The 13,819-nt window shown below is 72.9% G+C and carries 10 protein-coding genes; 4 read left to right on the top strand and 6 right to left on the bottom strand.

Features of this window, described 5'->3' with window-relative positions; all coding sequences use genetic code 11:
• The first annotated feature begins 446 nt into the window (after positions 1 to 446).
• A complete protein-coding gene (locus ACFQS1_RS36370) occupies positions 447 to 833 on the top strand; it encodes a PPOX class F420-dependent oxidoreductase (RefSeq protein ID WP_378976821.1) in 387 nt (128 codons plus the stop codon).
• Between the two features lie 162 nt (positions 834 to 995).
• On the opposite strand, the gene ACFQS1_RS36365 is transcribed toward ACFQS1_RS36370, so the two are convergent.
• Positions 996 to 2,516 (bottom strand): plasmid pRiA4b ORF-3 family protein, encoded by a 1,521-nt coding sequence (locus ACFQS1_RS36365; protein ID WP_378976819.1) that lies wholly within the window; start codon positions 2,514 to 2,516, stop codon positions 996 to 998.
• Between the two features lie 110 nt (positions 2,517 to 2,626).
• Between ACFQS1_RS36365 and ACFQS1_RS36360 the strand changes: the two genes are divergently transcribed.
• The 3 genes from ACFQS1_RS36360 to ACFQS1_RS36350 are packed head-to-tail and all read left to right on the top strand — an operon-like array spanning position 2,627 to position 5,070.
• Positions 2,627 to 3,199, top strand: coding sequence for a TetR/AcrR family transcriptional regulator (locus ACFQS1_RS36360; protein WP_378976817.1), 573 nt, complete (start codon positions 2,627 to 2,629; stop codon positions 3,197 to 3,199).
• A 20-nt stretch (positions 3,200 to 3,219) separates the two neighbouring features.
• The gene (locus ACFQS1_RS36355) at positions 3,220 to 3,648 is read left to right on the top strand and encodes a hypothetical protein (protein ID WP_378976815.1); all 429 of its coding nucleotides are present in this window, start codon (positions 3,220 to 3,222) and stop codon (positions 3,646 to 3,648) included.
• A gap of 45 nt (positions 3,649 to 3,693) precedes the next feature.
• Positions 3,694 to 5,070 (top strand): multicopper oxidase family protein, encoded by a 1,377-nt coding sequence (locus ACFQS1_RS36350; RefSeq protein WP_378976813.1) that lies wholly within the window; start codon positions 3,694 to 3,696, stop codon positions 5,068 to 5,070.
• 138 nt (positions 5,071 to 5,208) lie between these two features.
• Here the strand turns inward: ACFQS1_RS36350 and ACFQS1_RS36345 are convergent, their stop codons facing one another.
• The 5 genes from ACFQS1_RS36345 to ACFQS1_RS36325 form a co-directional block, all read right to left on the bottom strand.
• Positions 5,209 to 6,354 carry a DUF5925 domain-containing protein gene (locus tag ACFQS1_RS36345; protein ID WP_378976811.1) on the bottom strand — a complete coding sequence of 382 codons (1,146 nt, stop codon included), beginning with the start codon at positions 6,352 to 6,354 and terminating at the stop codon, positions 5,209 to 5,211.
• Between the two features lie 83 nt (positions 6,355 to 6,437).
• The gene (locus ACFQS1_RS36340) at positions 6,438 to 7,646 is read right to left on the bottom strand and encodes a VWA domain-containing protein (RefSeq protein WP_378976809.1); all 1,209 of its coding nucleotides are present in this window, start codon (positions 7,644 to 7,646) and stop codon (positions 6,438 to 6,440) included.
• A 14-nt stretch (positions 7,647 to 7,660) separates the two neighbouring features.
• Positions 7,661 to 9,913 carry a DUF5682 family protein gene (locus ACFQS1_RS36335; protein WP_378976807.1) on the bottom strand — a complete coding sequence of 751 codons (2,253 nt, stop codon included), beginning with the start codon at positions 9,911 to 9,913 and terminating at the stop codon, positions 7,661 to 7,663.
• Positions 9,906 to 10,967: an ATP-binding protein gene (locus ACFQS1_RS36330; RefSeq protein WP_378976805.1), complete on the bottom strand. Its 1,062-nt coding sequence runs from the start codon at positions 10,965 to 10,967 to the stop codon at positions 9,906 to 9,908. Before ACFQS1_RS36330 ends, ACFQS1_RS36335 begins: the two co-directional genes overlap by 8 nt.
• A complete protein-coding gene (locus ACFQS1_RS36325) occupies positions 10,964 to 13,771 on the bottom strand; it encodes an SWIM zinc finger family protein (RefSeq protein WP_378976803.1) in 2,808 nt (935 codons plus the stop codon). Before ACFQS1_RS36325 ends, ACFQS1_RS36330 begins: the two co-directional genes overlap by 4 nt.
• Positions 13,772 to 13,819: the final 48 nt, after the last annotated feature.

The following is a 13,819-nucleotide window of genomic DNA, read 5'->3' as shown; positions in this document are numbered from 1 at the left end:
CTCGATCATCCAGTCTAGACACCTGAATGATCACCAGAAGGCCGCGTTCTTCTACGTACCCGCCAGAACCGGCGTGACTACCCTACAACCGACTATCCGGTCATACCTCGATCTTGCGAAAGCCCTGCCCTCTTTGCCGGGGCCGCGCCGGTGCCGTTGAAGCCGATATGGCCGACTCCAAGAGGACGCCCAAAATCACCAGCCATTGTCGTCGGTAATTCACCGGAGAAGGCCGACTGCCCTATCCATGAAAAGCGATAGACATCCGCTTGCGGACGGTGGGCCTACGCGGATTCGCCGGACCCGCTGTGGGCCGCTCGGTGTTGCTGGTGGACTTCCTCGGTGGTGACGCTGCTTACTGCGTCGGTCGCCGTCTTGCCTGCCGCTCCGCGCGGGGCTAACGTCGACCCTGAGATAAGTAACCACTTACTTACGTGGAGGGCTCGATGAGCACGCTGCAGGAACTGGGCAAGGAGAAGTGGCTGCTGCTGGAGACGCGCAAGCGGGACGGCACCTGGGTCGGCACGCCGGTGAACCTCGTGGTGGAGGACGGCCGCGGGTTCTTCAAGACCTACGTCCCGTCGGGGAAGGTCAAGCGGCTGCGGAACTTCCCGGAGGTGCGGATCGCGCCGTCCACCTATCGCGGGCGGGTCAAGGGCGCGCGCGTGGCGGGTCGGGCGACGCCGCTGGGCGGGGAGAGCCCCGAGGCAGCCCGGGCGGCGGAGTTGCTCGCTCGCAAGCATCCGCTGCTGCAGGGGCGGCTGGTGCCGGCCTACCACAAGCGCAAGGGGTTGAAGACGGTGTTCTACGAGCTGGCGCTGGAGCAGAGCTGACTTCGATCATGGCGGCCGCCATGGATCTGTTTATGCGCGACGAAGCTCAAGTCTGCCAGCGCTTCGCGGGTGGAACTTGTGCGCGGATTGCGGGGCGAGTGCTGCTGGCTCGCGGTGGCGGGCGCGCGCGGCGTCAAGCCCCGACGCCCGCCCTTCGCCGTATCAGCTGTTGAGGGCTCGGGTGATTGCGGCAGCGTCGAAATGGGCGGGGTCGAACTCGGCCGCCGACTCCAAGCCGAGCCACTCCAAGCGTTCCTCGTGCTCGGGGTGCGTAGGGTCGGCGAGGATTTCGACCAGCTCGTCGTAGCCCCACACCCCGCCGCAATCCTCGGGTGGAGCGGCGCGCCGCCCGCCGGTGCACCTCGGGTACGGGACGGCCGCTCGGTCCAGCACCTTCTCCACCGTGATCTCGTGGCTCCAGCTGTCGCCGAAGTCGTACGTGTAATGGAATTTGTCGCCGGCCGCCGGTGCCACCTGTTCCAGGGTGACCGGCGCCTCGGATCGGTGGCCCAGCTCCCGGTCGGCGATGCCGAAATCCCCGTACGCGGTCTCGAAGACGTGCATGTGCGCGTCCTCCCAGCCGAACGCCGTCTGAATGATGTCGTGCAGCCGGGCCAGGCTGGTGTCGGCGGGGAGTTCCAGGCGGCGCCAGATCGGTGGTTTCGTGTTCTTGAGGGCGACCTTGACCTGGTAGATCGGCGCCGGGCCGCTCGACTTCTTTCGTTTTGCGGGCAGCTTGGGCGTGGCGGCTCGGCCCCCGCGCCCAAGGGCCGGGAGTTGCTTCAGCAAGTCCAGCACGTCCAGCGGAGAGGACGCGTCCTCATGCGAGGCCGGTGGCCGCGGCGGGGTGGGCAGCGTGCGCATCCGGGCGCGCAGCAGAACCGCCAGCTGGTGATAGCCGGGCGTCTGCTCGTCCTCCTCTTCCAGCGCCTCCGGGCCCAGGTCCGCGTCGTGCACCGCGCGGGCGTCGAGGGCGCGTTCGACTTCCCAGCGGAACTCGGCCGGGTCGAGGTCTTCCGCTCGGATCTTCAGGCCGTTGCGGCTGCCGTCCTTCTGGATGGTGTCGAGGACGTCGTCCAGAAGCTCGGCGGGGAAGAGCGCGATGTTGGCCGCGGCGTGGCAGTCGGTGTGGTCGGCGTGCAGGAAGAAGCCGTGCGGGCGCCCGGCGCGCTCGAAGGTGCAGACGAGCATGGAGGCGGTGTCGCCGGCGTCCGCGAACCGGCGGCTCAGGCCGATCCGTACGGGTTCGCCGAGCTCGCGCGCCCAGGCCGGCGCCGGAACGCCGTCGCTCATCAGCTTCGCGGCGGCGTCGGCGGCCGCCGTGCCGTCGTCCAGCGCGCCGAGTGCGAGCAGCGCGGCCAGGGCCGGCCGGTCGCCATGCGCCGCCACGGCCGGCACGATGCCGTCGGCGAATGCCTCGGCGAAGCGGTCACCCGCAACACTGCCCGCGGAGAGGAACAGCGCTCCGAACAGTTCCGCCTCGAGCGGATCGTCCGCGTCGAGGAGGTCGGCGCCGCCCTGGACTATGCCGTCGATCAGCTCCTGCGGGTCCAGGTCCAGGTCTTCGCCCGAGCAGGCCGGGCAGTCGCAGGGGTCGGGCGGCAGCGGCGGCGCCACGCGCAGGATTCGCTGGCCAGTTTGCCGGGACTTGCCGCGTTTGCGGCCGCGACTCACGGGACTCATCGGCACATGCTCCACCGGGGACGCGCATCGTTGCAAATCGGCAGGGTAGGGTCGTAAGTGAATACTTACTTCGGGATCGAGGAGCGGGACTGAGCACCAAGGACACGATCGTGGCGGCCGCCATGGACCTCTTCGGGCGCCAGGGCTATCACGCCACGACGATCGCGCAGATCGAGGCGGCGGCCGGGCTGTCGGCCGGCGCGGGCGGCCTGTACCGGCATTTCAAGAGCAAGCGGGCCGTCCTCGAGGAGGGCCTGGAGCGGCAGGCCACGGCGGGCCGGCGGCTGTTGTCGTACCTGGACGGCGACGCGCTGCCGGACGGGCGGCGGGAGCGCTTCCTCGCGGTGGCCCGGGCCGGGCTGGCCCGGCTCGAGGAGGAACGCGATGTCAACCGGCTGCTGCTGCGCGACCTGGCGGCCTTTCCCGATCTGCTCGACCTGGTGCGCGAGCGCGAACTGCTGCGGATGCACCAGGCGGTGACCGCCTTCCTGCGGGCGGAGCTGCCGGACGAGCAGGACCCGCAGGCGGTTGCGGCCGTCGTGATGGCCGCGGTGAGTCATTACTGGATCATGGCTGACGTGTACGGCGGGAATCACCCGCACGAGGTCGATACTGAGCGTTTCCTGAGGGCCCTCGTGCGTCTTGTCGTACCCGAGGAGCAGGATGTGCCTACGAAAAGGTAGGCCACTGGAGGGGGAGTGTCGTGCGCGCTGTGTATCGGGTTCTCGCCATGCTGATCGCGATCGGTGTGGTGGTCCAGGCGGCGGCGATCGCCTACGCCCTGTTCGACATCCTGCACAAGACCGACGACGGTCAGGTCTTCACCAAGGACTCGGACAACGCCGGCATCGTCGTGCACGCGGTGGTCGGCGAGATGATCGTCCCGCTGATCTGCCTGCTGCTGCTGATCGTGTCGTTCTTCGCCGGCATCCCGGGCGGGGTCAAGTGGGCCGCGATCACGTTCGGCGTGATGGTGCTGCAGATCGTGCTCGCGTTCGTCGGGTTCCCGGTGCCGATCCTCGGCACGCTGCACGCGATCAACGCGTTCGTCCTGGCCGCGGTCGCCTCGATCGCGATGCGGCAGTCCCGGGTCGCCGGCACGCCACAGGCGAGCACGCCCGTCGCGGCCTGACCCGTGCGGCAATCTGTCAAGATCGCCATCGCCGTGGGAGCGACGGTGGCGATCCTCGGACCCCTGGGCTATTTCTGGCAGCAGAGCCTGATCCCGTCCACGTACGACATGGCGTCGATGGGCTTCCCCGACTACGGGGGCGGCCAGCAGGCCGGGCACGCGCACGGCGCGGGCGGGCTCGACGTCGCCACGCTGAAGGGCCCCTCGACCGGCGACCCCGACGTCACGGTGACCCTGACGGCCCGCGCCGAGAAGGGGAAATACACGCTCAACGGCGTGACGCCCGGCCCCGAGATCCGCGCCCAGAAGGGCCAGCTCGTCCAGGTGACGCTGGTCAACGACAACATCCCGGTCGGCATCACGCTGCACTGGCACGGCGTCGACGTGCCGAACGCGGAGGACGGCGTCGCCGGCATCACGCAGGACGCGGTGCCGCCCGGGAAGAGCTACGTCTACCGGTTCGTGGCGCAGGACGCCGGGACGTTCTGGTATCACTCCCATCAGGTGTCGCACGAGCAGGTGCGGCTCGGGTTGTTCGGCCCGCTGGTGGTCACCGAGCCGGTCTTCAGCGACGGCATCGACCAGGTCGCCCAGGTGCACACCTACGACGGCCGCCGGACGATCAACGGCGCGGCGGGGGAGTCGGCGCTGCCGGCCCACGCGGGCCAGGTGGTGCGCGCCCGGGTGATCAACACCGATGCCGGGCCGCTGCGGGCCTGGGTTTCCGGGGCGCCGTACCGGGTCGTGGCCATCGACGGGCGCGACGTGAGCGGCCCCACCGATATTTCGGGCAAATCCGTTACGGTCACGGCGGGCGGGCGGGTCGATCTCAGCTTCACCATGCCGGCCTCGGGCGCCGCGCGCGTCGACGTCGGCGCGGGGGTGGCGCTGGTCGCCGGCGGGCTCGCGGCCGGCAAGGAGCCGGCCGAGGTCGTCGACTTTCTTTCGTACGGCAAGAACGCGCCGCTCGGGTTCGATCCGGCCAGGGCCACGCGTAACTTCGACTACCGCATCGGGCGCCGCATCGGGTTCCTCGACGGCAAGCCCGGCTTCTGGTGGTCGATCAACGGGCACCTCTACCCGGACGTGCCGATGTTCATGGTCAGCACCGGCGACGTCGTGCGGATGACCATCGCCAACAGCAGCGGCGAGGTCCACCCGATGCACCTGCACGGACATCACGCGGTGGTGCTGAGCCGCAACGGGGTGGCCGCGAGCGGGAGCCCGTGGTGGATCGACTCGCTCGACGTGGGCGACGGGGACACGTACGAGATCGCCTTCGTGGCCGACAACCCCGGCATCTGGGTCGACCACTGCCACAACCTCAAGCACGCGGTCGACGGGCTGCTGGCCCACCTGGCGTACACGAACGTCTCCACCCCGTTCCGCATCGGCGGCGCGGCCGGCAACGCCCCCGAGTAACGGCTCGCTGCTTCCTGTGGGTGAGCAGAGCAAAGCAGTGACACCCGTCGCTGCTTCCTGTGGGTGAGCAGAGCAAAGCGCGGCTACCCCGTGAGCCGGTCGCCGCCGGTGACGGAACCGGGCGTCGGCCTTCACGGCTCAGAGGTACATGCCCGTCGCGGGGCTCGTGGTGGGAACCGTGACGGGCTGGGCGCCGGTGCGCAGCGCGTACAGCTCGGCCAGCGTCGCCCCCTCGGGCCCGATGCCGCGCGCCGAGCCCAGCCACGCGGTCGCCTCGGCGTAGGGCAGCCGCCCCACCTCGATGCTCGCCAGGCAGCGCCCCGGCCGGATCACCGCCGGGTGCAGCGACGCCAGGTCCTCGTTCGTCGTGATCGCGATCAGCGCGTTGCGGCCCTGGCCGAGCAGGCCGTCGGTCAGGTTGAGCAGGCGCGACAGCGACTGGCCCGCGCTCGCCTTGGCCTCGCCGCTGACCAGCTCGTCGCAATCCTCGAGCATCAGCAGGCGCCAGCGCGGCTCATCCTCGTCGCCGCCGCCGAGCGCCACGCTCATCAGGTAGGCCGGGTCGCTGAACAGCCGCTCGGGGTCCAGCACGCAGTCGACCTGGCACCACGAGCGCCACTGCTGCGCGAGCGCCCGCAGCGCCGTCGTCTTGCCCGTGCCCGGCTCGCCGTGCAGCAGCAGGAGCCGCCCGTTCACCACGCTGCCGTCGAGCGCCATCAGCCGCTCGAGCGTCTGCGCGACCGGCCGCGCGTAGTTCCCGCGGATCTTCTCCCAGGGCGCCGCGTCGATCTCTCGCTGCACACGTCGCGGTCCGTGCGGACCGAAATGCCAGAAGCCGATGGGTACGGAGTCGTTAGCGGGCGCCTGCTCCTCCACCGCGTCGGCCGTCGCCTTGTCCAGCACGGACTCGGCCAGCTCGGCCGTCACCGCCGTCACCGTGACCCGCGCGCGCCGGCTCTGCCGCCAGCGCGTGACGTGCAGCGTCCAGCCGTCGCCCACGCAGAGCCGCCCCTGCCCGTCATCCTCGACGGCGTCCCGCACCACGCGGGCGTCGTCGGTGCTCAGCGCGGCGTCGGCCAGGACGTTCTCGAGATACTTGCTGCGCCCGAACGGTTCCCGCCCGGTCACGAACGCGTCCAGCGCGAGCAGGTCGACGACATCCACCAGCCGGTCGCCGTCGTCGACGGACCCGGACAGCGGCAGCGTCATCGAAGCCGGCGGCACGGCCGCCTGCTCGACCGCGCGCCCGGCATGCCGGTCGACGGACTGATGGGGAGTGCGCATGGTGCCATGATCGGCCATCGATGCCCGTGGGGCAGCCGATTTTCCCGAGGTTTGCCCAAATCGGGAGCCGGCGGGCCCCGCGATCAGCCGGCAGTCTCCAATCGCTCGGCGAAGGCCATCAGATCGCGCCGCTCGATGGCGGCGGCCATCAGGTCGGGGAAGGCGTCGGGCGTACAGGCGAAGGCCGGCACCCCCAGCGCGGCCAGCGCCGCCGCGTTCTCGTGGTCGTAGGCCGGCGCACCCTCGTCGGAAAGCGCCAGCAGCACGACCACCTGGACGCCGGCCGCGGTCATCTCGGCCACCCGGCGCAGCATCTGCTCGCGGACGCCGCCCTCGTACAGGTCGCTGATCAGCACGAAGATGCTGTCCCGCGGCCGGGTGATCAGCTGCTGGCTGTAGGCGATGGCGCGGTTGATGTCGGTGCCGCCGCCGAGCTGCGTGCCGAACAGCACCTCGACCGGATCGCTGAGCTGCTCGGTGAGGTCGACCACGGCGGTGTCGAAGACGACCAGCGACGTCCGCAGCGACCGCATCGAGGCGAGCACGGCCGCGAACACGCCGGAGAACACCACGGACGACGCCATCGATCCGGACTGATCGACGCAGAGCACGACGTCGCGCTGCACGGCGGTGGTTCGCCGGCCGTAGCCGACGAGCCGCTCGGGGATGACCGTACCCAGCGAGGCCTGGTAGTGCTTGAGGTTGGCCCGGATCGTCCGGTCCCAGTCGATGTCCGCGTGGCGCGGCCGGTTGATGCGCGAGGCTCGGTTGAGCGCGCCGCTGACCGCCGCCCGCGTCTTCTGGGAGATGCGCTTCTCGAGCTGCTCGACGACCGTCCGCACCACCGCGCGGGCGGCCTCCTTGGTCTTGGCCGGCATCACGCGGTTGAGCGACAGCAGCGTCCCCACCAGGTGCACGTCGGGCTCGACGGCGGCCAGCATCTCGGGCTCGAGCAACAGCCGGGTCAGGTCGAGCCGCTCGATCGCGTCGGACTGCATGACCTGTACGACGGTGCTCGGGAAGTACTTGCGGATGTCGCCGAGCCAGCGCGCCACCTTGGGCGCGGACCCGCCGAGCCCGGCCGATCGCTTGCTGCCGGCTTCACTGTCACCCGGGCCGGCAGAGTCGTAGAGGGCAGCCATCGCGGCATCCATCTGCCCGTCGCGGCCTTCGGCCTTGCCGAGCGCCTCCTCGGCCGGCCCGCCGAGCACCATCCGCCAGCGCCGCGCCCGCTCCCGCGCCGGCTCGTGGGCGGGCGCCGATTGGTGGGTGGGGGCGGGCTCGGATGACATATCCGGAAAGTCGGTCACAGGTCCCTCCCCAGCAACGCACCCAGCGTCGGCAACACCAGGTCGGCGCGTGCCTCATCGAAGCCGAGACCCGACACGCTTCCGCCCGAGCGGCCTCCGGCGATCTTCTCGCCGATCGCGCGCCGCTCGCCGGACTCGAAGGCCCCGAACGTCCGGCGCAGCAGCGGCAGCACGTTGTCGAAAGCGTCCGCGGGGATGTCGGCCAGCCATCCGTCGAGCAGGTCGAGCAGGGCGTCGTCGTGCACCAGCAGCAAGCCGCCGCCGGAGAGGAAGCCCTCGACCCAGGCGGCGCCGTGCGCGGGCGGCGTGCCCACGGTCAGCGGCAGCCGCAACCGTCGCCGTGCCTCGGCCGCGTCCAGCCGTCCGGCGTCGAGCAGAAGCCGGGTGAGCCGCCCGGCCAGCAGCCCGTGGAGGTCGCCGCGCCCGGCCAGCGAGGCGAGCGTGGCCAGCCACCGCGAGCGCAGGTCGTCACCGCCCGGCGCCCCGGCCGCGGAGCCCGGAGCGTCGTGGACGGGCCCGGCCGCGGCGTGCATGTCGTCGGCGAGGAGGCCGACCGCGGCGTGGACCCCGTCGATCCGGTCGCGCAGCAGCTTGGCCGCCTCGTCGGAGAGCGAACCCACCGCCGACGGCAGGCCCGCGCAGACCCGGGTCAGCAGGCTCGCGGTCACCGCCGCCAGCCCCTGCACGTCGGTCTTCCGCACGTCGCCGTAGCGCAGCGTGCGCGCCAGCGCCGGGATCGCCGCCATCAGGTGCCCGACGTCGGCGTCGAGCGCGGCGCGCACGTCCAGCGCCGCCAGCACCGGCCCGTACGCGTCCGCGAGGTCGGCCAGCAGGCACGTCTCGACCAGCGCGGTCACCTCGGCCAGGGTTTCCGCGTCGTCGGCCGCCTTGGCGATTTTCGCCGTCGCGGCCGACGCCACCGTGGTGCCGTACATGCTGCCCTCGACCAAGCGCACCGCAAACTCCGGCTGCCAGCGCAGCTTCCACTCCTCGCGGAACGTGCCCAGGCCCCGGCTGCCGGCCACCGGCTCGCCCCACGGCAGGTCGAGCGTGCGCAACCGGTGCAACAGGCGGCTGCGCTTGAGGTCGGTCTCCTTGCGCAGGTCGAGGTCGAGGGCACGCTCCAGCGCCTCGGGCTTGAGGCGTACGGTGCGCTGCTGCGCGGCCAGATCCTTCGCCAGCGGGAGGGCCGGCATCTCCTCGGGCACGCCGCCCAGCCGCTCGCCGACCACCAGGCGCTTGTTGATCAGCTCGACCCGCAGCGGCTCGGCGTCGCACATCACCGCCTCGGCCGCCTCGGTGACCTCGGCCAGGCCGGCGAGCGGCCGGCCGCGCATCGTGGCGAGCGCCTCGGCGAGCCGGGTCGCCTCGATGATGTGGGCCGACGACGTGGGCACGCCCTCGGCGCGCAGCACCCCGGCCGCGTCCACCAGCCAGCGCGGCACGACCTCGTCGGCCGAGGTGAACAGGTGGTGGTACCAGCCGGGGGAGCGCACCCCCGCGCCGTAGCCGGACCAGGACGCGAGCCGCCCGTAGGTCCACGGCACCCAGGTGAACGAGACCTTCGCCTTCTTGCGCCCCTTGAGCAGCGCCGCGTCGTCCTTGACCGGAACCTTGCGGGTCAGCGCGGGCACGTGCCACGCCCCGCAGACCACCGCTATCTCGTCGTGCGTCCTGCGGACCTCGCGCAGCACCGTACGCATGTGGGCCTCGCGCAGCAGATCGGACGGATCCTCGGGCGACTCCTCGCGGATCGCCGTCATCGCCTCGGCGATCGCCTCGAAGGCCGGCATCCCGCGATGCTCGACCACGTCCTCCCACCAGCGCTCGGGGTCGTCGTACCCGGCCGCGGCGGCCAGCTCGCCGATCGGATCGACCGGGCGCTGCGGCGGATCGGGAGCCGCGTCGGGCGCCTGTCCTGCCGCGGGAGACGCGGAGAACCGATAACCGAACGGCAGATCGAAGAACCGCACCGGAACCCCGGCGGACACCGCCCACTTCAGCGCCTGCCACTCCGGCGAGAAGACCGCGAACGGCCAGAAGGCCGCCTGCCGCGGATCGTCCGCCGCGTAGCCGAGGAGCGCGACCGGCGGTTCCAGCGACGGCGACGAGACCCACCGGACGAGATCGTCGGCCTCCGGCGGTCCCTCGATCAGCAGCACCGACGGCCGCTGCTCCGCCAGGGACGCCACCACCGCCCGCGCCGACCCCGGCCCGTGGTGGCGGATCCCGTAGATCCGTTCAGGCATCGCGGGCGGCCCGGTAGAAGTCGATCCAGTCGGGCCGCTCCCGGACGACGGTTTCCAGGTATTCGCGCCAGACCAGGCCGTCCGACACCGGGTCCTTCACCACGGCGCCGACTATCCCGGCCGCCACGTCGCCCGGGTGCAGGCTGCCGTCGCCGAAGTGCGCCGCGAGGGCCATCCCGTTGGTGATCACCGAGATCGCCTCGGCGGTGGACAGCGTGCCGGTGGGCGACTTGAGCTTGGTGCGCCCGTCCTCGGTGAGCCCGGTGCGCAGCTCGCGGAAGACCGTCACCACCCGGCGGATCTCCTCGAGCGCGGTCGGCACCGCCGGCAGGTCGAGCGACGCGCCGAGCTGCGCCACCCGCCGCGCCACGATCTCGACCTCCTCGTCGGCGGACGCCGGCATCGGCAGCACCACGGTGTTGAACCGCCGCCGCAGCGCGCTGGACAGCTCGTTCACCCCGCGGTCGCGGTCGTTGGCCGTGGCGATCAGGTTGAACCCGCGCTGCGCCTGCACCTCGGTGTTGAGCTCGGGGACCGGCAGCGTCTTTTCCGACAGGATGGTGATCAGCGCGTCCTGAACGTCGGACGGCACCCGGGTGAGCTCCTCGAGCCGCGCGATCGCGCCGGTGCGCATGGCCCGCATGATCGGGCTGGGCACGAGCGCCGCGTCGGTCGGCCCCTCGGCGATCAGGCGCGCGTAGTTCCACCCGTAGCGAATCGCCTCCTCCGCCGTGCCCGCGGTGCCCTGGACCAGCAGCTTGGAGTCGCCCGAGATGGCCGCGGCCAGATGCTCCGACACCCACGTCTTGGCCGTGCCCGGCACGCCGAGCAGCAGGAGCGCGCGGTCGGTGGCGAGGGTGGCCACCGCGACCTCGATGAGCCGGCGCGATCCCACGTACTTGGGCGTGATCTTGGCGCCGTCGCCGAGCAGGTAGGTCACCACGGCCTGCGGGGAGAGCCGCCAGCCGGGCGGCCGGGGCCGGTCGTCGTCGCGGGCGAGCTGGGCCAGCTCCTCGGCGTACTGGTCCTCGGCGTGCGGGCGCAGAGCGGTCACTCGAACTCCTGAAACATCTCGTGGCGGAAGGTCAGCGTGCGGGCGAGCTCGGCGACCGGCCGCACCCGCGACTGGTCGGCCGGCTCCTGGTCGAGCTGGGCGGCGAGGCGGCCGACGGGCTCGGCGTACGCCGGGGGCATCGCGGGCGCGGCCGCCCGGCACAGCTCGCCGAGCTGCCAGCTGTGGCGATCGGTACGGGCCCGGTGGGCGATCGTCTCGAGCACGGTGGCCGAGAGCTCGTCGGGCCACCGGCCGGGGAGGATGGAGAGCAGCCGGTGGGCCATCGGGTCCTCGCGGCGCAGCGCGTCGGCGGCGAGCCGGCCGAGCTCTTCGGCCGGGAGCACCAGGTGCAGATCCCACCGGATCGACTCGCGCAGCGCGCCGGCCGCCTCGCGCAGCAGCACGGTCGCCCAGGCGGGGTCGTTCTGCGCGATCGCGGCCTTGGCCCAGCCCTGGAGCAGCGCCGACTCCCAGTCGCTGCCGCGCGCGAGCCGCAGCATGGTCTCCGGCGCCGGCCACGCGTCGAGCGGAGCGCCGGCCAGGACCTCCTCCAGCAGCCACGCGCTGACGCCCAGCCCGCGCGCCGGGGTGGCGGCCACGCCGTCCCGGCGCAGGCCGGCATCGAGCTCCTCCGGCGGCGTCACCACCAGCCGGCCACCGGGGTCGAGACGCACGGCCTCGGCCGCCCGCGCGGCCATCCGCTTGCCGAGCGACGAGCCGGGCAGGCCGCGCAACAGGTCGAGGGCGGCCTCGCGCACCTCCTTGCGCCGGTCGTCGAGCGCCCGCTCGAGGAACGCGTCGTCGGCCGGCGAGAGGCCGGTGCCGAGCGCGGCGACGAAGCGGGCGCGGTCGTCGGAGGACTCCTGCTGCCAGGAGGACTCCAGCAGCGCGAGACCCTCGGCCGGGTCGGCCCGGCGCAGCTCGATCAGGTAACCCAGCCGCTCCCCGATGGTGCCGGCCTCCCACACGGAAGGAGATGAGGCCGAGGTGGGCGGCGCGACCGTCTCGTCGCGCAGCCAGCGCCAATCGGCGCGCATCCCGGCCAGCCAGGCGCCGCGCCGGCCGGCCACCCGGGCGATCGCCGGGCGGATCAGCGCGTTGCGCCGGCCGGCGTCGAGCAGGGCGGGCAGCGCGACCGGCGGCACGTGGCCGCCCTTGGCCGCGGCGGCGTCGAGCCACTGGGACAACAGCTCGGCGGCGACCTGGGCGCCGCCGGGCACGCCGCCGCCGAGGATGCGGATCAGCCGGGCGCCGGCGGCCGCGGGCAGCGGGGGAGTGGGCTCGGCCGGCCCGGCCGGCACCGGCGCGTGCCCGGCGGCCGGGGTCACGCCGGCCGGGTGCCGGGCGAGCGCGATCGCCGCGTCGGCCAGCAGCGACCCGGTCGGCCACGGTCGGCGGTTGGTGCCGACCAGCGCGGCGGCGAGCAGGTCGGGCGGGAGCTCGGGGTGGCGGGTCCCGCCGGCGTCGGGAATGGGGGCGGCGGCTCGTACGTAAAGGCCGTCGGCCCAGGCGGCGAGCGGGCGCAGGCCGGCCGGCGACCACTCGGCCGCCACCGTCGCCGGGGCCGCGCCGGCCGCCGCGAGCAGCCACCACGGCTCGCGGTGTCCGGAGGCCAGCGGCAGGGCCGCGCCCGACTCGTCGACCAGCCAGCCGTCGTCGCTCGGCGTGACCCCGGCGAGCAGGACCGGTGCGTCATAGCGCCAGGGCTCGGCCGCGACCGTAGTGGCCCAGCCGGCGAGCGCCTCGGCGAGCGGCACCGCGCCGTCGGGCGCCTGGAACGGCTCGGCCGCGCTGGCCCGCTCGGCCACCAGGGCGCGCAGCGGCGCGGCGCCCGGATAGAACGTCAGGTCGCCGCGGAACTCGGTGCCGGGCACGAGGTCGGCCACCATCGGCTGGCCGGGCGCGGCGAACGTCAGGACCAGCGCGAACCGGCCGGTCGCCGCGCCGCGCAACCACGTGCGCCGGGTGGTCAGCGCGCCGTCGTCGATCTCGACCTGGCCGAGCACCTGCCAGCGGTCGGTGACCCGGGGGCCGGCCAGCACGTCCTCGGTGGCGACCGGGAAGCCGATCCGGGAGCGCACCGTCGCCGCCAGGCCGGGCGGCAGGTCGGCGAGGCGCTCATGACCGTCGACCAGCAACCGCAGCAGCGCCATCTCGCCGAGCAGCCGGTCGGCCCAATGCGGCCCGGCCCCCTGGCCGAACGACCCGGCACCCGGGCCGAACGAATAGATCAGCGTGCCGAGCCGGCGCACCGCGCCCGCTGCCGCCGGCGCCTGCGCATCGACCAGCCGGGCCGCCATCGCGTCGAACGGCTGCGGCCCGCCGCGCTGCGCCCCCGCCAGCCCCTGCCGGATCTGGTCGTCGAGCCACCGGCTCAGCTCGGCCATGCCGCCGGCGACCCGCGCGGCCCGCTGCTCGGCGCGGCGCGCGGCGGCCTCGGGATCGGGCGCGGACGCCGGACGGGACCGGCCGGCCGGGGACTCGGCCTGCGATCGGGCCGCCCGCGCGGCCTGCCACTCGAGGGCGAAGGCCGGCGCCTCCGAAGCGGGCAGCTCGGCCGACGCCCACCGCATCATCAGGCCCAGCGCATGCTTGCACGGAATCTTGCGACTCGGACACGAGCACCGGAACGCCGGCCCGGAGAGGTCGACACACACCTGATAGCTGCGGCACAGTCCCCAAAGGACGTCGTCGAGCCGCCCGGCGGCCGACCACGAGCCGGCCAGGGCATGCGCGGCCCGCACCGACGCGGCGTCGGGGGCCAGCGCCTCGACCTGGGGAAGGGACCATCGCTCAACGGGCACGAGGAAACCCTAGACGCGCCGTACGACACTTTCGGGCCGGCGGGGTCG

This window comes from Paractinoplanes rhizophilus, from assembly GCF_042664765.1.
GTDB classification, from domain to species: Bacteria; Actinomycetota; Actinomycetes; order Mycobacteriales; family Micromonosporaceae; genus Actinoplanes; species Actinoplanes rhizophilus.
Note: the sequence above shows the minus strand (reverse complement) of the source record. Positions and strands in the feature narration are given on the sequence as shown.